Source organism: Nonomuraea sp. NPDC003709, assembly GCF_040610775.1.
Classification (GTDB): Bacteria; Actinomycetota; Actinomycetes; order Streptosporangiales; family Streptosporangiaceae; genus Nonomuraea; species Nonomuraea angiospora_A.
This window is the reverse complement of sequence record NZ_JBEXMW010000019.1, coordinates 91,715-114,990: the sequence shown is the minus strand read 5'-3', so window position 1 is coordinate 114,990 and position 23,276 is coordinate 91,715. Positions and strand designations below refer to the sequence as shown.

At 73.5% G+C, this 23,276-nt stretch carries 21 protein-coding genes; 17 read left to right on the top strand and 4 right to left on the bottom strand.

The window, feature by feature from the left end:
• Positions 1-4: 4 nt before the first annotated feature.
• From ABZX61_RS44185 to ABZX61_RS44170, 4 genes are read right to left on the bottom strand one after another with little or no spacing between them, the layout of a single operon-like run.
• Positions 5-1,630, bottom strand: coding sequence for a DUF692 family multinuclear iron-containing protein (locus ABZX61_RS44185; RefSeq protein WP_355203573.1), 1,626 nt, complete (start codon positions 1,628-1,630; stop codon positions 5-7).
• Between the two features lie 14 nt (positions 1,631-1,644).
• On the bottom strand, positions 1,645-2,325 hold the full coding sequence (locus ABZX61_RS44180; protein WP_355203570.1) for a TOMM precursor leader peptide-binding protein: 681 nt from the start codon (positions 2,323-2,325) through the stop codon (positions 1,645-1,647).
• Positions 2,304-3,641, bottom strand: coding sequence for a YcaO-like family protein (locus ABZX61_RS44175; protein ID WP_355203568.1), 1,338 nt, complete (start codon positions 3,639-3,641; stop codon positions 2,304-2,306). Before ABZX61_RS44175 ends, ABZX61_RS44180 begins: the two co-directional genes overlap by 22 nt.
• Complete coding sequence (locus tag ABZX61_RS44170; protein WP_355203566.1) at positions 3,641-4,543, bottom strand: TIGR03621 family F420-dependent LLM class oxidoreductase; 903 nt, start codon at positions 4,541-4,543, stop codon at positions 3,641-3,643. The genes ABZX61_RS44175 and ABZX61_RS44170 overlap by 1 nt, the downstream gene beginning before the upstream one ends.
• 146 nt (positions 4,544-4,689) lie before the next feature.
• Between ABZX61_RS44170 and ABZX61_RS44165 the strand changes: the two genes are divergently transcribed.
• The 17 genes from ABZX61_RS44165 (at position 4,690) to ABZX61_RS44085 (ending at position 23,242) form a co-directional block, all read left to right on the top strand.
• The gene (locus ABZX61_RS44165) at positions 4,690-6,036 is read left to right on the top strand and encodes a radical SAM protein (protein ID WP_355203563.1); all 1,347 of its coding nucleotides are present in this window, start codon (positions 4,690-4,692) and stop codon (positions 6,034-6,036) included.
• The gene (locus ABZX61_RS44160) at positions 6,029-6,856 is read left to right on the top strand and encodes a TOMM precursor leader peptide-binding protein (protein ID WP_355203560.1); all 828 of its coding nucleotides are present in this window, start codon (positions 6,029-6,031) and stop codon (positions 6,854-6,856) included. The genes ABZX61_RS44165 and ABZX61_RS44160 overlap by 8 nt, the downstream gene beginning before the upstream one ends.
• Positions 6,838-8,070: a YcaO-like family protein gene (locus ABZX61_RS44155; RefSeq protein WP_355203557.1), complete on the top strand. Its 1,233-nt coding sequence runs from the start codon at positions 6,838-6,840 to the stop codon at positions 8,068-8,070. The genes ABZX61_RS44160 and ABZX61_RS44155 overlap by 19 nt, the downstream gene beginning before the upstream one ends.
• Positions 8,071-8,089: 19 nt before the next feature.
• The gene (locus ABZX61_RS44150) at positions 8,090-9,415 is read left to right on the top strand and encodes an MFS transporter (RefSeq protein ID WP_355203554.1); all 1,326 of its coding nucleotides are present in this window, start codon (positions 8,090-8,092) and stop codon (positions 9,413-9,415) included.
• Positions 9,412-10,230 (top strand): S8 family serine peptidase, encoded by an 819-nt coding sequence (locus ABZX61_RS44145; RefSeq protein ID WP_355203551.1) that lies wholly within the window; start codon positions 9,412-9,414, stop codon positions 10,228-10,230. The genes ABZX61_RS44150 and ABZX61_RS44145 overlap by 4 nt, the downstream gene beginning before the upstream one ends.
• An 8-nt stretch (positions 10,231-10,238) precedes the next feature.
• The gene (locus ABZX61_RS44140) at positions 10,239-10,886 is read left to right on the top strand and encodes a GAF domain-containing protein (protein WP_355203548.1); all 648 of its coding nucleotides are present in this window, start codon (positions 10,239-10,241) and stop codon (positions 10,884-10,886) included.
• A gap of 7 nt (positions 10,887-10,893) precedes the next feature.
• On the top strand, positions 10,894-11,985 hold the full coding sequence (locus ABZX61_RS44135; RefSeq protein WP_355203545.1) for a hypothetical protein: 1,092 nt from the start codon (positions 10,894-10,896) through the stop codon (positions 11,983-11,985).
• A complete protein-coding gene (locus tag ABZX61_RS44130; protein ID WP_355203542.1) occupies positions 11,973-12,965 on the top strand; it encodes a 4Fe-4S cluster-binding domain-containing protein in 993 nt (330 codons plus the stop codon). The genes ABZX61_RS44135 and ABZX61_RS44130 overlap by 13 nt, the downstream gene beginning before the upstream one ends.
• Positions 12,955-13,641, top strand: coding sequence for an iron-containing redox enzyme family protein (locus tag ABZX61_RS44125; protein ID WP_355203539.1), 687 nt, complete (start codon positions 12,955-12,957; stop codon positions 13,639-13,641). The genes ABZX61_RS44130 and ABZX61_RS44125 overlap by 11 nt, the downstream gene beginning before the upstream one ends.
• Positions 13,638-13,823: an aroma-sacti cluster domain-containing protein gene (locus tag ABZX61_RS44120; RefSeq protein ID WP_355203536.1), complete on the top strand. Its 186-nt coding sequence runs from the start codon at positions 13,638-13,640 to the stop codon at positions 13,821-13,823. Before ABZX61_RS44125 ends, ABZX61_RS44120 begins: the two co-directional genes overlap by 4 nt.
• Positions 13,820-16,816, top strand: coding sequence for an AAA family ATPase (locus ABZX61_RS44115; protein ID WP_355203533.1), 2,997 nt, complete (start codon positions 13,820-13,822; stop codon positions 16,814-16,816). The genes ABZX61_RS44120 and ABZX61_RS44115 overlap by 4 nt, the downstream gene beginning before the upstream one ends.
• Positions 16,817-17,002: 186 nt before the next feature.
• On the top strand, positions 17,003-17,218 hold the full coding sequence (locus tag ABZX61_RS44110) for a hypothetical protein (RefSeq protein ID WP_355203530.1): 216 nt from the start codon (positions 17,003-17,005) through the stop codon (positions 17,216-17,218).
• Positions 17,219-17,291: 73 nt separating this feature from the next.
• Complete coding sequence (locus tag ABZX61_RS44105) at positions 17,292-18,548, top strand: pitrilysin family protein (protein WP_355203527.1); 1,257 nt, start codon at positions 17,292-17,294, stop codon at positions 18,546-18,548.
• Positions 18,549-18,558: 10 nt separating this feature from the next.
• Positions 18,559-19,938: a pitrilysin family protein gene (locus tag ABZX61_RS44100; protein WP_355203524.1), complete on the top strand. Its 1,380-nt coding sequence runs from the start codon at positions 18,559-18,561 to the stop codon at positions 19,936-19,938.
• Positions 19,935-21,272 (top strand): SagB family peptide dehydrogenase, encoded by a 1,338-nt coding sequence (locus ABZX61_RS44095; protein ID WP_355203521.1) that lies wholly within the window; start codon positions 19,935-19,937, stop codon positions 21,270-21,272. The genes ABZX61_RS44100 and ABZX61_RS44095 overlap by 4 nt, the downstream gene beginning before the upstream one ends.
• Positions 21,269-22,456, top strand: coding sequence for a M20 family metallopeptidase (locus tag ABZX61_RS44090; RefSeq protein WP_355203518.1), 1,188 nt, complete (start codon positions 21,269-21,271; stop codon positions 22,454-22,456). The genes ABZX61_RS44095 and ABZX61_RS44090 overlap by 4 nt, the downstream gene beginning before the upstream one ends.
• A 138-nt stretch (positions 22,457-22,594) precedes the next feature.
• Positions 22,595-23,242 (top strand): response regulator transcription factor, encoded by a 648-nt coding sequence (locus ABZX61_RS44085; RefSeq protein ID WP_350736337.1) that lies wholly within the window; start codon positions 22,595-22,597, stop codon positions 23,240-23,242.
• Positions 23,243-23,276: the final 34 nt, after the last annotated feature.

Here is a 23,276-nt window from a genome sequence, read left to right as displayed (position 1 = left end):
CGCCTCACTGGCCCGTGCAGCAGGTCGCCGTCCCCGGCTCGACGAGGGTGTGGTAGTTGAGATCGGCCAGATCGGCCTCCGCTCCGTCGGTTGGCCCGTCGGCCGTGCACGCGGGCCCGGCGACGAAGGCGAACCGGCACTCGCCCAGGTGCCGCACCGTAACCCGGGCCGGCAGCAGCGCCCGCTGCGGGTCGAGGGAGCCGCCGCGGAAGGCGTCGCTGAGATAGGTCAGGTCGACCCCGACGTCGATCGTGTCCGGGGCGGCCGCCCCGGACGCGCAGAGGTTCATCCAGCTCTCGACGCGGACGAGCTCGGGCCCGACGGCGTCGCCGGGGTCCTGCGCGACGAGGTCCTCGTAGGCCGCCCTGGCCTTCTCCCACAGCTCCCGCGACCTGTCCTGGAGCAGCGGCGGGACCAGCAGGTCGTAGAACGCGCCCCGGTCCAGGCCGGTCCGGCGCATGAGCCAGCGGGTCGCGAGGGGGTAATAGCTGGTGGCGAAGCGGCCGTGCAGCTGGATCCGGGACAGGCGTTCGTACTCCCACCTGCGCTGCTCGGCGACCGCGAACACCTCCAGCACCTCCTCGCCGGCGGCCGGGAGCCGGACGGGGGAGCCGCCGTGCAGCAGGTCGTACATCCCCACGGTCGCCTTCTTGGTCTTCAGACGTGCCTGCTCGCGCGAGGGGCGCGGCGGCGGCGCCGGCCGCGTCCCGGCGAGCCAGGAGGCGACCGCCGGCCTGGCCCTGATCTCGGCGATCCTGGCCAGGGCGCGGGCCGGGATCTTCGCGCCGAACACCTCCAGAGTGATCGCCCGCAGGTTGGGGGCGTTGCGGACGACCTCGTCGAGCATGTCCAGGCAGACCGAGATGATGGGCTGGTCGCCGTGCGTGTCGTCGTAGTGGTAGCCGTCCTCGCGCAGGTCGATGCCGCCGCCCGCGACGTGGATCTCGGTGATGTACGGCCACGGCAGCCGGTGGAAGTCGCTCGTGGGCGCGGCGCCCCGGGCGATCTGGTAGCTCAGCACGTGCCCCACGTCGAAGCACATGCCGCAGCCCGTCTCCCGGGTCAGCTCGGCGAAGAAGTCGAAGGCGTGCATGTCGCCGGCGACCAGCGTGGTCGGCGGGAACTCCGCGTTGAAGGGGACGCCGAGCCGCTCCTGCACCTCGCGGACGTTGCCGGCCGTGACCACGAGGGTCGCGTCGGTCAGCGGGAACGGCATGAAGTGCGGGTACACGTGCCGCTCGGACATGAGCCAGACCCCGAGGTCCTCGGTGATCCACGGGGTACGGGTCACCTCGACCAGCTCGGCGAGCTCGGCCAGGTCCTCGGCCGTCGGCGGGTCGGGATAGACGGGATTGATGTTCGTGCTGTGTACCAGCACCCGTTTCTCGCCGGCCACCTGCGGGATCTTCATGGCGACGAATCCCTTGCTCCTGGCGTTGCGGCGATGCCTGATCTCCGCGTAGCCGGTCGGCCCGCCCAGGTGACGGGCCGACGGGGCGGTGATCTCGAAGTAGTCGATCCGTCCCGGCGAGTCCGCCAGGTAGTCGGCGTGCAGGTCGGACGGGTTGACCCCGACCCCGACGCCGAAGATGGGAAGAGCCTGGAAGTATCCGGGTCCGAACGTGGCCATCTGCCCTCCGTCGTTCACTGTGGGGTGCGCCATTCGTCGAGTCGAAGCAGGCGCCGTAGGTCGCGGGCCGGCCGTGGACGGCCGCAGCGGTCACAGCCGTGACAGGCCACCACCCGGTCGCGCGAGAGGGACAGACCGGGAATCGAGAGGGTGATCACCGCTCCCGCCGCATCTCCCGCCGCATCTCGGGCTGCCCTTGCCTGGCCGTCCCCGGCCGGGCGCAGCAGCAGGCGGGCCGCTGTCGCGGCCACGTCCGCATGCCGCGGCCGGAACCCGGCCGGGCCGAGGGCCGGGTCGCAGTCGTAGGCCGCGTCCCTGGCCCGCGTCCGGTGCCAGCGCGGGTCGTGCTGGACGCGCCGGTCGGCGTAGCAGCGGAAGCACGGACCGCTGCCCGGCCGCACCAGTGGCCCTACGGTGATCGAGGCATCCTCCATGACGGCCGGCAGCCAGGCCGTACCGGTGGCGTGCGACAGCTCGTCGGCGCGTTCGCACAGGCCCGGCGCCGGCCGCCACAGCGCCACCACGACGGCCTGCGCCCCGGCGGCGAACACCGCGTCGAGATCGTCGACGGTGAACCGGGCGTCGAGATCGTCGACGGCGACCCGGGAGCCGGGCGGCCGGTCCCGGAGACGGTCGGCGACCCGGGCGCCGAACGGCCCCTGCCCCACGGCGATCACGCGAACGGTTGCGGCCACGGATTCAGCTCCTCCTCTGCCAGCACCCTGTGGCCCATGCGGGCGGGCGCCTCGTACAGGCGGGGATGGCCCTTGAACTGGGCGCGCGGATGCAGGCTGAGCGGCTGGAGGTCAGGGACGATGACGTTGACCGCGGTCAGTCCCGCGCCGGCCAGTTCGTCGGGGGTGCGGTCGACCACGACGGCCCGCATCCCCGCCGCGGCCAGGCCGCTCACGAGCCGCCGCAACGCGAGATCGGGCACGTCCGGCAGCACGTCCGGCGGCGCTGCCGGCGGCGCGGGCCGCCCGGCGCCCGTCCCCGCCTGACCCAGCAGGAACGCGAACGCCGGCGCCCGGCCTGCCGCGCCCATGTACCGCGCGCCGTCCTCCATCGCGCGGAAGTCCGCGGGGGAGTCCGGCGCCGGGCCCGTCGCCCGGCGCAGCTCGGCCCGCATGCCGACGGCCTCGAACAGCGCCTTGTCCGCCGCCGCGCGAAGGGTGCGCCCGGTGCCCGCGCCCACGGCGTGGCAGGCTCGCCGGTCGCGGCGGTCGGCCAGGACGCAGTAGGCGACCGGGACGCCGAGCTCGGTCGAGGCGTCGAACAGGTGGGTCTCGACGGACCGGGCCGCGCACCAGTCGATCGTCACCTGTGCCGCCTCGGAGCGGTCGCCGGCCGCGATCCGGGGCAGCGGCAGGCGTTGCAGCCAGGTGAGCGCCGCCGCGTCCCGTTCCACGACCTCGCAGATCCCCTGGACGACCGCCTCCACGGGGTCGGTGTGCACCGCCATGCCCGTCGACATGCGGAAGGTGAAGCCCTCCGCCGGCACCGCGTCCCGCAGCCCCGGGCAGGCCATGACGGACGGCACCCAGACCTCGCGCCCGGTGACCAGGTCGAGCCCCCGCGACCACCGGATGCGGGCCGCCGGGTCGAAGGGGCGCATCGGGCAGTCCGCGGCGGCGTACTCTGCGGGGGAGCAGCGCGGGTAGCGCGCCGGGTCCAGGCAGTCGCCGCCGAGCTCGTCGGCGCTGGCCCAGATCCGCTCCTCGCCGAGGATGTCGAACCCGGCGTAGCGCTCCGCGCCCTCCGCGATGGCCACGAAGCGCGCCATGGCCGGGGAGTCCCAGGCCCGGCCGCCGCTGAACACGTGGTTCACCGCCGCCAGGCCGCCCTTCTGGATCCGGCCGTAGCTGGAGGTGGCCCGCCCCGGCATGCCGCTGCCGATGCCGGCCACGGCGAACGACAGCCGCTCGGGACTGTCCAGTTCGTGTGCCGCCTCCACCCGGGAGACGACCCCGTACGGGGACAGCAGCACGTTCAGGGAGTCCGGATCCGTCATCAGCCCGCCCGCCCCAGCTCCCCGATCACCGGGCCCAGGCTCCGCATCTCGCAGTCGTGGACGGCGATGTAGCTGAAGCCGTAGCGCTCGCGGCGCTCGAGGATCTGCTCGGCGATCTGCTTCCTGGTGCCGATCAGCAGGAACGGGCTGTCCAGGGCGTCGGCGACGCTGTAGTAGGGATAGTGCGCGGCGACCAGGTCCGCCGCGGCCGACCGCCTGTTCCCCGTGATGATCACTTCGTGGACGAGGAGGTTCAGCTCCAGCTCGCCCGCCCGCTCGCCCGCCTGGCCGGTCACGAACCGCACCCGCTCGTCGATCTCGCGCGCCGTCCCGAGCCGCGGCCGCCCCCCTGGGCACGGGTAGGCGCCCGCCACCGCCACGATGTCGGCCCGCCGCGCCGCCAGCCGCAGGATCCGGTCGCCGGTGCCGGCGATCAGCAGGGGCGGGCGCGGCCGCTGGGCGCCGGCGTACCTGTCGTCCTGCTCCAGCAGCAGCCGTAGCCGCTCGACCGCGGACTCCAGCCGCGCCAGCCGGTCCCCGAACCTCGCCCACGCGATCCCGGCCTCCGCGGCCTCCCCGGGCAGATGCCCGGCTCCCAGCCCGATCTCGAGCCTGCCCCCGATGAGCCGGTCGGTGGTGGCCGCCTCCCTGGCCAGCAGGTACGGGTTCCAGTAGGCGATGTTGAGCACGAACGTACCCACCCGCATCCGCCCGCCGGTCTCGGCCGCCAGCACCAGAGCGGGGAAGGGCGCCGTCGCCGACGGCTTGCCCGCCCCGCTGCCCAGATGGTCGGGCACGAGGACGACGTCGAAGCCGTAGGCGTCCGCCTCGCGGCACGTGGCGACGAACTCCGTGCGCGTGCCGACGCTGAACACGTTGCACCCGAAGCGAAAATCCCGCATGCCGATCACGTTCCAGCAAAGCGCCGCCGAGGTCCGCCCCTCGACGGCGGGGGAGCGGCCGCAACACCCCTCTGGAGGAGGGTTTCGGGCGCATCGGCCGGCGCGCACGGTTGAACCACACGCCAGCCATGGATCGGATGCCGCCGATGTCACCTCTGGTACGCAGCAGATACCTTCTCCTGTCGCCCCACGAATACCGGACCCAGGCCGGCGAACGGGTGTGCCTGGGCTACTCGTCCAGGACCGGCCGCGTCTTCTCCGTCTCGCCGCGGACCGCGCGCCTGCTGGAAACGGGCGCCCTGGCCGAGCTGGGCCAGGACGTCCGCGACGACCTGGCCCGCCGCGAGATCCTGGTGCCCCCTGAAGACGAGCTCGGCTCGGTGCTGGACGGCATCAGGGACACCTCCGCCCGTCCCGGGCTGCGCGGATTCACCATCATGCCGACGGCCTACTGCAACATGGCGTGCAGCTACTGCGGCCAGGAGCATCGCAAGGGCTCGCTGCGGCACGAGCGGATGGAACGGATGATCGCCCGCGTCCTGGCGGCCATGTCGGACCCCGGCACCGGCCACGTCGAGGTCACCTGGTTCGGCGGCGAACCGCTGCTGGGCTTTCGCACCATCGTCGAGATGAGCGGGCGGTTCCTGCCCGCCGCCGCCCGGCACGGCACCCGTTACTCCGCGGCGATCATCACCAACGGCAGCCTCCTCGACGAGCGCCGGGTGGACGTCCTGTACGGGGAGTGCGGGGTGCGCGCCATCCAGGTGACGCTGGACGGCGCCGCCGACACCCATGACCGCAGAAGGAAGATGAAGAACGGCCGCCGGACCTTCGGCAAGATCGTCGCTCTGCTGTCATCGGTGCTGGCCGCCGGCAACCATCCGCAGCTGCGTTTCGACATCCGCGTGAACGTCGATGCCGAGAACCAGGACGACATCCCCGGCCTGCTGCAGACCCTGGCGGCGCACGGGCTCGGGCACCCGTCGGTCGACCTCGACCTCATGCCGGTGCATTCCTGGGGCAACGACGTCTCCGACGTGGAGCTCACCCCGGCGGGCTACGCCGAGCGGGAGGCCGAGTGGCTGGCGCTGGCCCGCTCGCTGGGGCTGCGCTTCCGGCTGCTGCCCACCCGGCGCAGGAGCACGACGTGCCTGGCCACGACCAGGAACGGCGAGCTTCTCGACCCGTCCGGCGCCGTCTACTCCTGCTCGGAGCACCCCCTGGTGCCCCGCGACCGGGACAGCGGCGTGCTCGCCACGCTCGACGAACTCGCCACCACCGCCCTGCGGCCCGCCGGCATGTTCGACACCTGGTACGACGAGATCGAGCAGGACCGGTGGCCCTGCGCCCGCTGTCCGTTCCTGCCCGTGTGCGGCGGCAGCTGCCCGAAGCTGTGGCACGACGGCGCCCCGCCCTGCCCCAGCTACAAGTTCAACTGGCGGCAGCGGCTGGACCTGGCCGCGCAGTCGAAGGGGCTGGTCCGCTGTGACTGACCCGCCGCCGATCGAGTACGAGCCGACGCCGCACGCGAGCTGGGCCGACCTCCACGACCGGCCTGGCGGTGTCATCGTCTCGGCACACGGCTGGTACGCCATCCTGCGGGGGCGGATCGGCCGGCAGGTGCGCGAACTGCTGGCCGGCCGGCAGCGGGTCATCCGTTCCGGCCCGGACACCGCCGCCCGGCTGAGCCGGCTCGCCGAGCGGGGCGTCCTGCGTGAGCGCGACCCCGGGGCCGGTGCGACCGCCGGCCGGTCGATCACCGTGCAGGGGAGCGGGGCGAGCGCCGCCCTCATCGAGGACCTGCTGCGCGCCGAGCTGCGCGGGCAACCCCACGAGGTGTACGGCAAGCCCGTCCCGGGGCCGTGCCCGCCCGGCGGGCTGGCCGTGGTCGTCGCGGGGCCGGGCGACCTCCCGGGGGTCAACCGCGCCTTCCTGGCCGCCGGGGCCCCGTGGCTGCTGGTGGACTCGCGGGCGGCGGCCCCGGTGCTCGTCGGCCCGCTGTTCGTGCCCGGCCGCACCGGGTGCCTGGAGTGCTACTGGTCCAGGCGCGCCAGCGCTTACGCCCACCCGGCCGAGTACGGCGTCCTGATGCGCTCGGGCAGATCGGGACCTGCCGGCCCGTGGCACCTCCACATGATCGCCGGCCTGGCGGCCCGCATGGCGCTGGACTGGCTGCGCGCGGACCCCTCGCCGCCCGGATCGTACGTCGAGGTGCCGACCCGGCCGGGGGCCGCCATCACGCGTCACACCCTCGTGCCGGTGGCCGCCTGCCCCGCCTGCGGGGGCGAGGCGTCATGCGAGGCGTCATGGTGATGCCCGCGGGCCCGGAGCAGGCCCCGGAGCAGGCCCTGGAGCAGGCCCTGGTCTCGGCGCGCACCGGACCCGTGTTCGAGGTCACCGAACACGCCCCGCACACCCACGGCAGCGCGGACTGGCTGGTGATCGCCTCAGGGGTGGCGGTCGATCGGCTGCACGGCGCGTACATCCCGACGAGCGGTGCGGGACGCTCGCCGCACAGGGCGTCGGCCAGAAGGAACGCGCTCTACGAATGCGCCGAACGCCTGGCCCTCAGGGAGCCTCCGGGCCGCGGGCAAGCGCCGGCCGGCCCGGGCTGCCCGCTCGCCGGCCGGACCATCCCGGTGCGCGACCTCGCCTGCGGCGCCATGCTCGAGGGTCCCGCGGGCGACTTCTACCTTCACCCGCCACCCTGCCCCAGGTCGGCCGGCCCCGGCCGGCCGACCTCGAACGGGGCGGCCGCCGGCGACTCCTACTGGAGCGCGGTGGAGCGCGGCCTCCTGGAGTTGCTGGAACGCGACGCCCTCATGACGACGTGGCGCTTCGGCCTGCGCCCGCCGCGCCTGCCCGCCGGCGACCTCGTTCCCGATCAGGTCGAAGCGCTGCGCGGGCAGGGCCTGACCCTCACCCTGGCCGACCTGTCGCCCCTGCACGACCTGCCGACCGTCGTCAGCGTCGCCGGCGGGCAGGTGGACGGCCACCAGGTGCGCACCGTCGGCAGCGCCGCGGACCGCACGCTGCGGCGGGCGGCCGCGCGCGCCGCCGTCGAGGCCGGCAGCGTCCACCAGGTCGCCGCGGAACGCCTCAGGCGGGGACGGCACGAGGAGCTCACGTTCGCGGACTTCATCGACCACGCCTTCTACTACCTCGATCCGGACAAGGCCCGGTTGCTCGACCTCCTCGACTCGGGACCCCTCACCACCGCCCGGGCCGCCGCGCCCGCCGACGACTGCGGGCAGGACGACTGCGGGCAGGACGACAGCGAGCAGAGCGTGCGCGCTCTGGCCGAGCGGCTGGCCCGCAGCGGCGTCGCGCTCCACGTGGCCGACATCACGCCCGCCTGGCTGCGCCCCCACGGGATCCACACGATCGTCGCCCGCTCCCCGGACCTGTATCCGCTCGAACTGGGACCCGGCAGCCCCGACCTCGCCCGCCGCCTGCGTCGCCACCCCGCCCGCGAGGCCCTGGTCAGCGGGCGGCCCGTCAACCTCGCGCCGATCCCGCTGGCCTGACCCCACTGGAGAGAGGTCCATGATCGCCAACCCTGGCCGTGCGCTCCTGGTGTGTTTCGTCGGCTCCCGCGCCCTGTCGACCTTCGGCAGCTGGGCGTCCGGCATGGTCGTGGTCATCTGGGTCAGGACCCTGACCGGACGCGACGACGCGGCCGCCCTGTCGATGCTGCTGTTCGCTCTGCCGACCCTCGCCTACCCGCTCATCGGCCAGCTGATCGACAGAATGGACCGGCTGGCCGCCCTCGCCGCGAGCCAGGCCGCCGGAGCGGCGATGATCTCGTGCTTCTTCCTCGTCGACGACCGCTCCGACATCTGGATCGTCTACATCGTCCAGCTCCTGCAGGGCGTCAACGCCGGCCTGATCTCGGTGGCGGGCGACGCGCTGCTGCCCCAGCTCGCCCCGGCCGGCCGGCTGTCGTCGGTGAACGGGTGGCTGCAGTCGGCGATGCAGGCCGGCCGGCTCGCCGCCCCGGGGACCGGGGTGCTGATCTTCACGATGTCCGGCGGCATCACCGCCGTGATCGTCTTCGACATCGCCACGTTCCTCGTGTCCCTGGCACTGCTCGCCCCCCTCGCGCGGGCGGCGAGACACCGGCCGGCGCGCCCGGAGCCCGAAAGCTACATCCAGTCCCTGCGGCGCGGCACCAGGCTCATCACCAGCCGGCCAGAACTGCGCACGGTCACCCTGCTCAACCTCGGGTGCGGCCTGGCGGCCGGGTTCCTGTCCAGCAGCTGGTTCGCGATGATCACCTCGGGGCTGGGCGCATCACCGGACTTCGCCGGAGTCCTGGCCACCGGCCAGGCCATCGGCGGGATGCTCGGCGGCCCCCTGGGCACCTGGTTCGCCGCCGCCCACCGGATCCGCGGCGCGGGCCTGTGCGTGACGGCCGCCTTCTGCGCGGTCGGCCCCGCCCTGCTGTCGGGTGTCGCGCCGCTGGCGGTGGCGGGCATCGCGCTGGTCGGCCTGGGGACGTCGGTGCTCTTCGTGGTCTACGTCACGGTCGTGCAGAACGCCGTACCGCAACAGCTGCTGGGGCGCTCCTTCGCCACGCTCGACGCCTACACCAACCTCGCGCAGGTGGGCGGGCTGGCGATCGGCGCGCTCTGGCTGGGCGCCATGGGCTCCTTCCAGCCGATCGTCGTGGCGGCCATGGTGGTACTCGTCCCCGTGGCACTGATCCTCCTGCGCGACGGCTCGGCGCGCGGCGAGGCCGCCGAAGTCGTGGCGCACGCGCTACCCGCGCCCGCCTCGGCCCTGCGCGGCGCGCTGACGGTCGAGACGCCCGCGGTCGGCGGCCTGCACTACCGCCTGCGCGCCCACGACGGCGCCGGTCACCGGTCATGACCGGCACGGCGGCGCGCCCGCGCAGGACCATCCGCTTCGCCCACACCTCCACGGGAGCCACGGTGGACGCGCGCAGCCTGGTGCTGCCCGGCGCGATCTCGCGCCACTGGGCCTGGGGCGAGGCCACCGGCAGGAACGTACGCGTGTGCCTGATCGACAGCGGCGTCCGGGCCGAGGACGCCCCCGGCCGCGTCGACTGCTTCGCCGTACGGGAGAGCGGGACCTCCTGGACGGTCGAGCCGGACCAGGACGGCGACAGCGCGGGACACGGGACCACGTGCGCGGCGATCATCCGCCGGCTGGCGCCGGACTGCGACCTGGTCAGCGTCCGCGTCCTGGGACGCAACCTGCACGGCCAGGGCGAGGCGCTGCTCGCGGCCCTGCAATGGGCCATCCGGCACCGCTTCGCCCTGGTCAACCTGAGCCTGTCCACCCGCAAACCGGCCTTCAAGGAACGGCTCCACGACCTGGCCGACGAGGCCTACTTCGCCGGGGTGACCCTGGTGTCGGCCGCGCACAACAGCCCGGTGGACAGCTACCCGTGGCGCTTCCCCTCCGTGCTGTCCGTGGGCTCCCACGATTCGCAAGACCCCGAGCACATCGAACTCAGCCCGGACCCGCCCGTCGAGTTCTTCGCCCCCGGAGTCGGCATCCCGGCGGCGGGACCGCCCGGCGCGAGGCTGACCGTATCCGGCAACAGCTTCGCCGCCCCCCACGTCACCGGACTGTGCGCGCGCATCCTGCAAAAACACCCGGGGTTCAGGACGGCGCAGCTCAAGCAGGTACTGGCGGGCGCGGCAGGCAATCTCAGGTGAGGAGAGACGTGAGTTACGAGATCCCGGGCGCCCTGCGCCCCACGGTCGGCCGGCTCCTCGACCCGGCCACCCACGACGAGCTGCTGCGCTCGTCGGTACGGCTGGCCCGCCTCGCCTTCCGATCCGGCGCGGCCTCGGTGTTCCTGTACGACCGCCGGCGCGACGAGCTCGTCTTCGAGGCCTCCTCGGGCGCGGGCGAGGACCGGTTGCTGGGCGTGTCCGTCCCCTGCGACCAGGGCATCGTCGGGTGGGTCTGGAACACCGGGGAGACGATCATCGCGCACGATCTGCGGCGCGACCCGCGGTTCAACCGCGAGTTCGCCGAGAGCACCGGATTCGTGCCGAACGAGATCATGGCCGGCCCTCTGGACCTCGACGGCGAGTCGATCGGCGTGCTGGAGGTGCTGGATCCCCGGCTGGACGGTTACGGCGACGCCGCGGCGATCGAGCTGCTCACGGAGATCACCCGCCAGTCGTCGTCGGCGCTGTCCCTGCTGGTCGCGGCCCGATCCCTGGGACCGGGCCTGCGGGCGCAACAGGAGTCGGACCCGTTGCGGCGGTTGGACGCCGCGCTGGGCCGCCGGGACGGCAAGGGCCGCGAGGCCGCCGACGCCCTGGTCACCGCCCTGGCCGAGCTGCTGGGCGAGCGCGGGTAGGCACGGCATGCACCTGGCCGAGATAGCCGCACTGCGCGCGATCCCCGCCGCCGGGATCCAGCTGGCGCTCACGCAGCGTTGCCCCCTGTCGTGCGCTCACTGCTCGACCGACTCCTCGATGGGCGGGACGCAGTTCCCGGGCGGCCCCTTCCGACGGCTGGTGGAGTCGTTCACCCGCGACGACCATCCCGAGGTCATGCTGATGTCGGGCGGCGAACCGCTGCTGCGGGCGGGCCTCGTGGCCGAGCTCGCCGGACGGGCCAGGCAGGCCGGGACCCGCAGCTACGTCCTGTCGGGCATGTACTTCGCGCGATCCGGGCGAGGGCTGCCGGGGCCGATCCGGCGCGCGCTCGGCTCCGTCGACCACCTGGCGGCCAGCCTGGATGCCCACCACGAGCGCGAGGTGGCCAGGGCGGAGGTCTACCGCGCGGTCCACGCCGCGCTGGACCTCGTGCCCGGCGTGAGCTTCCAGCTCACCGGCGTCGACGACGACGACCCGTACCTGGCCGAGGCCGTCGCCGACATCAGGCGCGAGTTCGCCGACCGGGTGCCCGTCCTGGTCACCCATCTCCAGCCGACCGGCCGGGCCCGCGCCGTGGCCCGGCCCTCCGCGCCTGTTGCCGGGCCGGCCCCTGGGCCCGCCGATGGGCCCGCGCCTTGCGACTTCGCCACCTGGCCGCTGGTCGGCTACGACGGCACCGTGTACGGCTGCGCCCGCCAGAGCCTGCTCGAGCGGCATCGCCCCGCGCATCTGGTCCTGGGCCAGGCCGCGGACGGCTGGCCGGCGCTGCGTGCCCGGCGCGAGGCCCGCGCCCTGCTGCGGATGGTCCGGGCGATCGGCCCCGAGCTGACCCAGCGGCGTTTCGGCTCCGGCGAGCGCGCCGGCGGCCCATGCGCGACGTGCATGGGCTTGTCCGAGGAGCCGGCAACGGCGGCGCGCGCGCAGCAGTACCTGGCCGGAGCGGCCGGCCAGGCCGTGGAGAGGATGGCCCGCGCCCTGGCCGAGGATCGTGACCCCTACCGCTTCGTGGCGCGGTGGGGTTCGGCCCGCTACAGCCGCCTGGTCGCGCTGGGATGGGAGGACGCGTGCGCAGGCTGACGCTGGCGGACACCGAGCGGCTGCGCGCCACACCCGGCGCCAGCGCGCTGCTGTTCATCACCGACCGCTGCCCCGTCGGCTGCCGCCACTGCTCGGTCTCCGCCGAGGCAGACGGCGCCGGCATCACGGACTGGGAGCTGTTCGCCGAGATCGTGGCGGGGATCGCGGCCGTGCCCGAACTCCAGGCCGTCGCGATCTCCGGCGGCGAGCCGTTCGCCGAGCGGCGGGGGCTGTCGCACGCCGTCTCGGTCCTGCGCGATGCGGGCAAGGACGTCGTCGTCTTCACCAGCGGCTACTGGGCGCCGGCCCGGCCGGACTCCTGGATCACGCGGATCCTGCGCCAGGTGTCGACGGTCGTCCTGAGCACCGACCGCTTTCACCCGGTCGGCGCGGCACGGCCGGCCGCCGCCGCACAGGCGATCATCGACGCCGGCTGCCATCTCATCGTCCAGCTCCTCGCGGAGCCGGGCCCCGAGCCGGGCCCCGAGCCGGGCCTGCCCGGACCCCTTGCCGCCGTGGCCGGCGCCACCGCGGAGGTGAACGTCATCACGCCGCTGCGGCACGGACGCGGCGCCGGCGTCTTCCACCCCACGCCCCGCAGGCGGTGCGCGGACTTCGGCCGCTGCCCGCTCACCCGTTCTCCCACCATCCGCTACGACGGCACGGTCCTGGGTTGCTGCGGCGAGGCCGTCATCGCGGGCGGCGGACCCGCCGCGCTGCGCTCGTTCGCGGGTGAGCGCGGCCAGGTCGCCGCCGCGTTGCGCTCGCTGCGGGCCTCGCCCGTCCTGCAGATCGTCGGCGCGCACGGCCCCGGCGCGCTCGCCGCCCTCCCGCCGTTCGCCGGGCTCCGGGAAACGCGCTACGCCGACATCTGCCGCGCCTGCTGGGCCGCCCACGACAGCGCCGAGGCCGCGCCCGAGGCCCGGCGGATGGCCGTGGCGCTGGCCGCGACGATTCCCGAGGGGCGCCATGGCCGGTAGGACGACGACGGGCACCCGGCTGCGCGCGCTGCTCGACCTGCTCGCCCCCGGCCTGGCCCGGGCGAGCGGCCGGATGTTCTGCGGCGACCGCGTCCGGGAGGCGTATCTGTCCTGGCTGGAGGTCTCTTACAGCATGACGCGGGCGACCGTCCCGCTGCTGCGCGCCGCGCTGCAGGAGAGCGAGCGGCGCACGGACCCGGTGGCGCCCGCCCTCGCCTCCTACTACACCGCACAGATCAAGGACGAATCAGGGCACAGCAGCTGGGTCATGTCCGACTACGCGGCAGCCGGCGGCACCCCCCGGAACCTGCGCGAACGCCTGGCCGCCCCCGCGGTCGCCCGGCTGGTGGGCGCGCAGTACTACTGGCTGCGCCACGAACATCCCATCGCGCTGCTCGGCCACATGGCCGTGCTGGAGTGGTATCCCCCTGCCGGTGAACTCGCCCGGTCGCTGGCCGGCCGCACCGGGCTGCCCGGCACGGCGTTCAGGACGATCACCGGCCACGCGCTCCTGGACGCTCACCACGGCGACCGGCTCGCCCGCCTCCTCGACACCGGCCCGATCAGCCGCCGCCAGGAGTCCCTGCTCACGCGCAGCGCGCTGACCTCCGTACACGGCCTGGGCGACGTCGTCCGGGAGCTCGTACCGCGCGCAGAAAGGAGCGACCGACCATGACCGACCTGTCCCGCCTCGCCGAACTCGGCTTCGACCTGGAGCTGGCCACCCCCGAGCAGCGCGCGGTGCTGCAGTCGCTGTCGCAGGAGGAGATCGAACTGCTGGCCGACGTCAAGAGCCGGCTGGAGGAGGCGGCGGGCGACGTCGAGGGCCACATGGACGGTGGTGGGTTCTGCTGGTGAACACCACCCTTGCGCCCAGGAACGACGCCGTCTGCCGCCGCTGCGGCGCCACCGGCCCGCCCGCCGCACGCTTCTGCATGGCCTGCGGCGTCGCGATCACGGCCACCCAGCCGGCGCAGGCACGCATCCGGCTGGTCACGGTCGTCTTCTGCGACGTCGAACGCTCGACCGAACTCGCCGTACGGCTCGGCGGCGAACTCTGGAACGACGTCCTGGAGGCGTACTTCACGGATGTCAGCCAGGCACTGCACGCCCGGGGCGGCCGCCTGGAGAAGTTCATCGGGGACGCCGTGGTCGGCGTCTTCGGCGCGGACGGCGAGCACGAGGACGACGCGGTGCGCGCCGTCCAGGCCGCGGGCGAGGCCCTGCGCCGGCTGGCCGCGCGGGCCAAGGCCCTGCGCCGCCGCGGCATCGAGCTGTCCGTACGCTTCGGCATCGCGTCCGGCAGAGTGCTCACCACCACCCGCTCGGCCTCCTTCGCCGTCGGGCCTGTCACCAACCGCGCCGCCCGGCTCCAGCAGTTCGCCCCGTCCGGCGGCGTCGTCCTCGACCTGAAGACCTGGCTGCTGGCCAGGCAGGCCGTGCGCTGCCGCCCCCTGGACCCCGTCGAGGCCAAGGGCTTCGCCCAGCCGCTGCGGTGCTGGCTGGTGGAGCAGCACGGCGGCCCTCCGGTCGGCCAGCCGGTCGACGAGCTGGTCAACCAGCGGCGCCTGATGGCCGACCTGACCACGAGGCTGGAGCGGGCGATGCGCGAGCCCGGCCTGTCGACGCTGGCCCTGGAGGGGGACATCGGCGTCGGCAAGACCAGGATCCTGCACCAGCTCGGCCGGGCCCTGGAAAGCCGCGGCCAGGTGCTGTTCGTCACCTGCAAACACGACGGCGACCGGCGCGGGCTGTGGCCGCTCCAGCAGCTCGACCACGAGCTGGCCCGGCTGAGCGGCGGGCAGGCCGGGCAGGTCGGGCCCGCCCGCGACGAACGGGCCGGCCGCTCGGCCGCGCACCCAAGCGCCGAGGAGCTGCGCTGGACGCTGCGCCGCCGCCTGGCCCGGCTGTCTCGCGGGCGCCCCGTGGTGGTGATCGTGGACGACTGCCACAAGGCGCTGGACCAGCTGGCCCAGCTCTGCGGCGGGCCCGACGAGCCCGGTGGCGGCAGCGTCGTCCTCCTGCTGAGCGGGCGCGTGCTGCCCGCGCTCCCGATCCCCGAGGCCGATCGGCTGGCCGTGCCCCTGCTCGCGCCCGCCGAGTCCCGTACCCTGCTGGAGAGCCTGTCCGCCCGGTTGAGCCTGCCTGGGGCGCTGCCGCACGCCGATGAGATCGTCCTGCGCAGCGGCGGCAACCCCCTGTTCCTGGAGCAGCTCGCCGCCCTGACCGCCTCAGAGACTGCCACAGAGACCGGCGCTGAGACCGGCGCTGAGACCGGCGCGGGCGCCGACCGGCGCGACCTCATCGCGCCCAGCGCCGAGGCCGCGCTGGGCTCCCGGATCGACCGGCTCGGCCCTCAGGCGGTGCGGATCCTCGGCTGCGCGGGCGCCTGGGGCGGGCAGGTCGCCCTCACCGATCTCCTGGCCACCTGCGGGATGGGCGAGGCCGAGGTGGACGCCGCCCTCTCCCAGCTGGCCGAGGGCGGCCTGGAGCTCACCTCCGCCTTCGTGGGAGAGGTGGCCTACACGCGGCTGCGCCTGGCCGATCGGGCCCGCGTCCACGCCGACATCGCCGAGCATCTGCGGCGGCGCGCGCTGCGCCACCCCGGCGACATCGACTCCGCCGCGTTGCACGCCGAGCACGCCCACCGCGCCTGGCACGACCTCGCGCCGGGCGCCGCCGAGGACCGCTCGGCGGCCGCGCGGGCGGCGGGCTGCCTGTGCGCGGCCGCCCGCCTGGCGATCTCCCGCGCTGACGTCTCGCTCGGGCTGGAGCTGGCCGGGCGCGCCCGGCGGCTGCGCATCGCCGGCCCCGCCCTGGAGGCGGAGATCGGCGCTATCGAGACCTACGCCCTGGCGGCCTGCGGCCGTCCGGCCGAGGCCCTGGCCCGGATCAGGCGCACCCGCGCCCGCGTCCCCGCCAGGGCCAACCTCCCCGCGGCGGCCAACCTGCGCGCCAACGAGCTGGCCATCCTCTTCACCCGCGGCACGTGGGACGCCGAACTGCTGCGCCAGGCCCACCGCCTGGCCGAGCTGTCCGGCGACGCCGGGACCCGGGCCCGGCTCCTGCTGCTCGAAGCCCTGCGGGCCGCCCAGTCGGGCGACTACCGGGCCGCGGAGGCGAGCCTCAGAGTCGCCGAGTCCCAGGCCCGCCGGGCGGCCTACTGCTTCGGGGAGAGCGAGATCTTCGGCAACCTCGCGCTGTGCCTGGCCTACGGCGGCACGCCGGTCACGCAGGCGCTCGCCGAATGCGCCGACCTGCGCCGGCGCCTGGCCGAGACCCCGGTCCGCGACGCCGCGGTCGCCTGCCCCATGGCGTTCCTGCTCGCCATGCGCGGCCACGGCCGGCGGGCCGAGAGCCTGCTGGCCGAGGCGGAGTCCGTCTTCGCCGGCACCGGCCATCTCATCGGCAAGGCGGGCGCTTATGAGTTCCGCGGCATGGTCAGGGAGTTGCAGGACGACCTGCCCGGCGCGGCCGGCTGGCTGGATCGGGCGGCGGCGCTGTATCGCGAGATGGGCCTGGCCGCCGCGGCCGAGCGCTGCCGCATGAAGAGCGCGCTGGCCACCGGGGTGGCCCCGAAGGCCCCCCTGCGGCCCGGTCCCCGTGCGCCCTGGGACATGCGTGCCCTGGCCCACCAGGTGGCGGCGTTGCGGCAGCACCGGCTGGGACACGTGGAGGCCGCGCGCGAGCACCTGGCCGCCGCGCTCCACGAGATCGAAGGCGTCAGGGGAGAGGGGGCCGTCATCATCGCGCTGCGCTCGTGCCTGCGCCTGTCGGCGTCGTTCGGGTCCGAGGCGGACACGACACGCATCGGGGCCGCGCTCATGGAGGCGGAAAAAAGAAAGACCTGACAACCGGCAAAACGAAAAACAAATCCGCCGGCCACGGCCGGCGGCGCATATTCCCATGCAAATTAAATGACAATTATCTGGCCTCAAAATAATTGCAAAACAAATCTCGACCGGCCCATCCAGTCATGTTAATCTCAATATAAGAAGCCGAAGACGGTCGGCTGACTTACCACATCAGGAGGACGCGTGACTTCCGAAACCCTGGCCACCGAAGAAGCCGCCGCTTCCATTCCGGCGGACGACCTGGCCACCGCCATCCGCGTGGGCAAAACCCTCGGCGCCGCCCGCGACCGCGTCAACGCCGACGTCGAGGGCCACTCCGACGTGGACCTGTTCGAAGAGGGCGAAGAGGTCTCGGGCCGGTTCGGGCCGACCAACAGCGGCTGCTTCTGCTGCGCCTGAAACGCCGTAACCGAAAAACGTGTGCGGCCCTCCTCCCGGAGGGCCGCACACGGCCTGCGAGGAGCACTGAGGCATGCGCGACAGGTGCACGGAACTCGAACTCGACAACGGGGTGCGGGCGATCCTCGCCGAGGTCCGTACGATGCCCGTGGTCACCGTGGCCGTCCGCTACGGCGCCGGCGCACGGCACGAGAGCCACTCCGGCCAGGCCCACCTCCTGGAACACCTCATGTTCCAGGGCTCACGCCAAGTCGCCCCCGGAGAACACGTCCGCCTGGTCGAATCCCTCGGCGGCCGGACCGACGCCCGAACGTCCATGGACTGCACCTATTACGCACAAACCCTCCCCAGAGATGGGCTGGAACTGGCCCTGTGGCTGGAGGGCGAACGCATGGGCACCTTTCTCGAAACAGCCGGACAGGACCGCCTCGACGCGCAACGAAAAGTCGTCGTGAACGAGCGGCTCGAAACAATCGACAACATCCCGTACGGCACCGCCGAAGAACTCCTGCTGGCTCGCCTGTTTCCCCCCGGACACCCTTACCACCACCATCCGATAGGAACCCGGAACGGCATCGAAACCGTCTCGCTCGACGACCTCACCGCCTTTTTCGCGCGCTTCTACACCCCCCGCAACGCGGTCGTCGCAGTGGTCGGCGATTTCCCTACGACCGCAGCCGCGAAATGGGCGAAAAAATATCTGGGACAGATCCCCGCCGCCACCCCGCCACCCCGGCCGCCACCCGAACCCGCGATATCCGCGACCGGCGTCCAGCGCCTGGACGTCACCGGCCGCATCCCGTGCAAACTCTTCCTCGGCCACCGCGTCGCCCCCGCCGGCACACCCGCCTTCGACGCCGCCCGCGTCACCTCCGTGATGCTCGGCCACGGCCGGGGCGGCCCGCTGTGGCGCAGGCTCGCCCACGCCCGTGACCTCGTCACCGACCTGCGATTCCGGCTGACCCCGCTCGTGGGCGGCGCCTCCCTGGGCATCGCCGAGATCACCCCCCGCCCGGGCGTCACGCCGGCCGCGGTGGAGGAGGCCTACCAGGAAGAGCTCACCGCCTTCGCCTCCGACGGCTGCACCGACACCGACCTGCGCTGGGCGACGACCCGGCTGGAGTCAGGCTGGGCCGCCCGCCTGGAGACCACCGGCGGCCGAGCCGAGGAGCTCACCTGGCACGCCCTCCTGACCGGCGCCGCGGCCCACACCGGCCAGATCCTGCCCCGGCTACGCCAGGTCACGGCGGCCGACGTGCGACGATGCGCCGCCGAATGGGCCGACCCGGCCGACCGGGTGGTGCTCACGTACCAGACCCGATCCCCCTAGAAGAGGGCCCATGACAGGAACCAGCCCGCCCCGGCCGCCGCTACCGAAGGCACAGGACGGCGGCCTGCCGGCGGCCCACAGCACCGCGCTCGACACCGGACTGCGCACCACGTACGTCGACCTGCCCGGCCGCGACGTGGCCGCCGCGCAACTCGTCTTCGCCGGCGGCGGAGCGCACGACCCACCCGGACTCCAGGGCCTGTCGCACGTCCTGGCCCACACTCTCATCCTCGCCTCCGCGACGCGCGGCCAGGAGGAGTTCGCGCTCGCGGTGGAGGGCATGGGAGCCACCTTCACCGCCGGCTGCGACCCCGACGGCGCCCACATCGACGTCGTCGCCCCCGCCACATGCCTCGTCCCGGCGCTGCGCCTGCTGGCCGAGGCCGTCACCTGGCCCGCCCTCGACGCCCGGCCGATCCGGCAGGTCGTGGACCGGCACCTCGTCGAGATCCGGCGGGCCGCCGCCGACCCGCACCACCGAGCCGCGCAACTGTTCGCGGCCGCCGTCCACCCCGGTCGCGGCCACGGCCGGCCCGCCGGCGGGACGACGGAGTCGATCAACCGGCTGCGGCCACAGCACCTCCAGGAGTTCTACGACCACAGGATCGGCCCCCAACACGCCCACCTGATCGTCGTAGGCGACCTGTCGGCCACCCGCATCCGCCAACAGGTCGAGCAGGCGTTCGGCGCGTGGCGGAAACCGAGCCACCCCCCGCCCCGTCTCACCCCAGCCGCGGCCGGAGCCGGGCGATGCCTCATCACGCACCTGCCCGGCGCGAAACAGGCCGCCCTGGTCCTCGGCCGGACCGGCCCCGTACTACCGCTCGGCCCCCGCGCGGGCCTGGAGATCGCCGTTCACGCGCTCGGCGGCTGGTTCGGATCGCGGATCAACCGGGTACTGCGCGAGGAACGCGGCCACGCCTACGGCGTCCAGGGCTGGCTCGTCTCACGCCCGGCGGCGCGCGGCCGGCACCAGTGCACCCTCCAACTCCGGGCCGCCACGGCCAACCCACACCTCGGCCACACGGCCCGCGAACTGATCGACACGGCAGCCGCGGCGGCCGGCGGCGACCTCACGCCCGCGGACCTGCGCTCGGCCGCCGACCACCTGATCGGCGTGCAGGGCGTCCGCTGGGAAGCGGCACGCCACCTGACCGAGGCCTACGCCCACCTCGTCAGAAAGGGCTACCCGCCAGGGTTCCTGCAGCGCCGGACCACCGCCATCGCCGCCGCCATCGGCCCTGCCCGGCCCGGCATCGCCACCTTCGACCCGCAACACCTGCGACCGGAACGCCTCACGCTGGCAGTGGCCGGAGACGCCGACATCATCCACCCCGCACTGTCCGCCGTCGGGCTGGCCCCGGAGACCATCGAAGGGAACCCGCCATGACACAGGCGGCGTTCCGCCGAACCTTGCGCCTGCTCCCGCACGTCCGCGCCCTGGTCGCCGACGGCCGGCTGCACGTGGTCACACAACTGCGCACCGCGTCCCTGGGCCCGGCCTCCCCGCACAAGCGCGCACTGCTGCGACACCTGAGCGCCGGCCTGCCCGACCGCGAAACCCACGACGACCTCGTCCAGCAGCTTCTGCGCCAGGGCTGGCTCTCGATCATCATCGAGCAACGGGGACGCCCCCTCTACACGCTGCGACCCCACCGGCCACCGCCCGCCCCGCCCCCGCAACAGCCCGCGGCCAAACTCTGCCTGTCGAGGTTCGCCCTCATCACGAAACAGAACGCGACCATGGTCGTGGACTCCCCGCGATCCTGGTGCACCCTGGACGTCCACGACCCCCTGACGCTCGCCACGCTGGCCGGGCTCCCCGCCAACCAGGACGACGTCCCGGACCACCTGCTGCGAGATCTGGTCTGGGCCCGCCTCGCGGTCCCGCACGGACAAGAGGAGGAGGACTTCCGGCTACGCCAATGGAGCCCGCACGAGCTGTGGTTCCACGCGCGCAGCCGGACGGTCCGCGACACCCCCTTCGGAGTCACCTGGTGGGCGCGGGAACGTTTCGCGCCCCTGCCCGCCCGCCACGACCCCTTCCCCGGACCCCAGGTCGCCCTCCACGCCCCCGACCTCGCACGGCTGCGCCGCGACGACCCCACCGTCACGACCGTCCTCGAAGACCGGCGATCCATCCGCGACCACGACGAGACCCGGCCCCTCACAGCCGCGCAACTCGGCGAGTTCCTCTACCGGTGCGGCCGCGACACCGGCGCCTACCTGCGCGACGCCGTCGAGCACGTCCGCCGCCCCCACCCCAGCGGAGGAGCCTCCCACGAACTCGAGATCTACCCGCTCATCCGCCACGTCGACGGCCTCGACCAGGGCCTGTATCACTACGACCCGGCCACGCACCGGCTCGAACAGGTAGCACCCATGACGGCCGCGGTACGCCGCCTGCTCGAGGTGACCGCCGCCTGCGCCCGCACCACCACCCCACCCCAGGTCCTGCTCGTCATCGCGGCACGCTTCGGCCGCGTCATGTGGAAATACCAGGAGATGGCCTACGCGCTCATCCTCAAAGACGTCGGCGTCCTGACCCAGACCATGTACACCGTGGCCACCGCGATGGGCCTGGCCCCATGCGCCATCGGGGGAGCGGGCGCGACCGAGTTCGCCGACGCCACCGGCCTCGACCCGATGACCGAAAGCAGCCTCGGCGAATTCACCCTCGGCACCCGCCGCCCCGACGACCCGGGGGAGAAGCCCACACCGTGACCATCGCAGACGACGCCCGCACCCTCCACGAACACCTCCTACGGCTCCGGCACGACCTGCACACAGAGCCAGAGATCGGACTGACGCTCACCCGCACCCAGCACAAACTCCTCCAAGCCCTGCATGACCTGCCGCTGGAGATCAGCACCGGCACCAAAGCCACGTCGATCACCGCGGTGCTACGCGGCGCCCGTCCCGGCCCGACCGTACTGCTGCGCGCCGACATGGACGCACTCGCGCTCCACGAACACGGCGACACCGGCCCGACCTCACGCTTCCCCGGCCGGATGCACGCCTGCGGCCACGACATGCACGCCACGATGCTGGCCGGAGCCGCACGACTGCTCAGCGACCGCCGCCACACCCTCCACGGCAACGTCATCTTCATGTTCCAGCCGGGGGAGGAGAGCCACGCGGGCGCCAGAATCATGATCGAGGAGGGCGTGCTCGACGCCGCCGGCCCCCGCCCGGCCGCCGCCTACAGCCTGCACGTGGTCTCCGCCGGCATCCCGCGCGGCGTCTTCGTCACCAGGGCCGGATGCGTCATGGCCGGCCGCACCGTGCTCACGGTCACCGTACGCGGCGCCGGCGGACACGCAGCCCTGCCCCACCTCGCCAAGGACCCGCTGCCGGCCGCCTGCCGGATGGTCACCGCGCTGAGCACCATACGCCTGCCGCACCAGGACCCGGTCACCGTCTCGGCCGCCGACTTCCACGCCGGCACCACCCACAACGTCATAGCGGACCAGGCCCGCTTCTCCGTCACGATCCGGTCGCCGGCACCGCGCCTGCAGCGCCAGGCCCAGGACCACGCCGTACGACTGCTGCGCGACATCGCCGCCGCCCACGACCTGACCGTGGACATCGACACCGCCTCCGCCTACCCACCCACCGTCAACGCCGAACACGAGACCGCGTTCGTCCACACGGTGGCCCGCGACCTCTACGGCCAGGAGCGCACCGCGCTCGCCGCCCAGCCCTCCATGGCCGCCGAGGACTTCTCCTTCGTGCTCGAAGAGATCCCAGGCGCGGTCGCGGTGCTCGGCGCCTGCCCCGCCGACCGCGACCCCGGCCGAGCCCCCGCCAACCACTCCTCCTACGCCGCCTTCGACGACGCCGTGCTGACCGACGGCGCCGCCATGTACGCCGAACTGGCCGCCCGCCGGACGGCGTTACCCACCTGAAAACCCCACACCGCCCGGCGCCGCCCGATGAGAACGCCGTGAAAACGAGGTGTGATCGACCGCTGACATATTCGCCCCGACGGGCACTCCAACCCTCCGACGGGCGGACCGACGATGAGGCCAGGCAGAGTCCTACTCGTGAACGACAACCTGCTGGCGCGCAGCGGGCTGCGATCGATCCTCACCCAGCAGTCCGACCTCCAGGTCGTGGGCGAGGCCGACAACCTCACCCAGGCCGGCCGGATCTTCGTCCAGGCCCGACCCGACCTGTTCGTCGTGGACTCCCCGTCGGTCACCACCCAGACCCTGGACACCGTCCGGTTCATGACCGACCGGCCCTCGCGCGTGCCGGTCCTCATCGTCACCGCCGACCCCGCCGGCCTCCAACTGGACCTGCTCCGGCTCGGCTGCTACACCCTGCCCCAACGGCAGCTCACCGCCACCGAACTGATCGCCGCCGTGCGCCTGATCATCGCGGGTTACGCCATCGTGGACCGCCGCAACGCGGGATACCTGGCGAGCGCGTTCACCCCCCGCCACGACGACGACGTCGAAGCGCACACGGCCCAGACCCTCACCAGACGCGAGCAGGAAATCACCGGCCTCATCGCCCAAGGACTGTCGAACACCGACATCGCCGATGTCCTGGGCATCGCCCACTCGACCGTCAAGGGCCACGTGAAAGAGATCTTCCGCAAGCTCGGCCTGCGCAACAGAGTCCAGGCCGCCCTCTACCACCACACACACATCAGCGGCGATCCGACCAACCGGCCCACCCGGACGTAACCACCCCCGCGCCCGCAGCCGCGGACCAACCGGA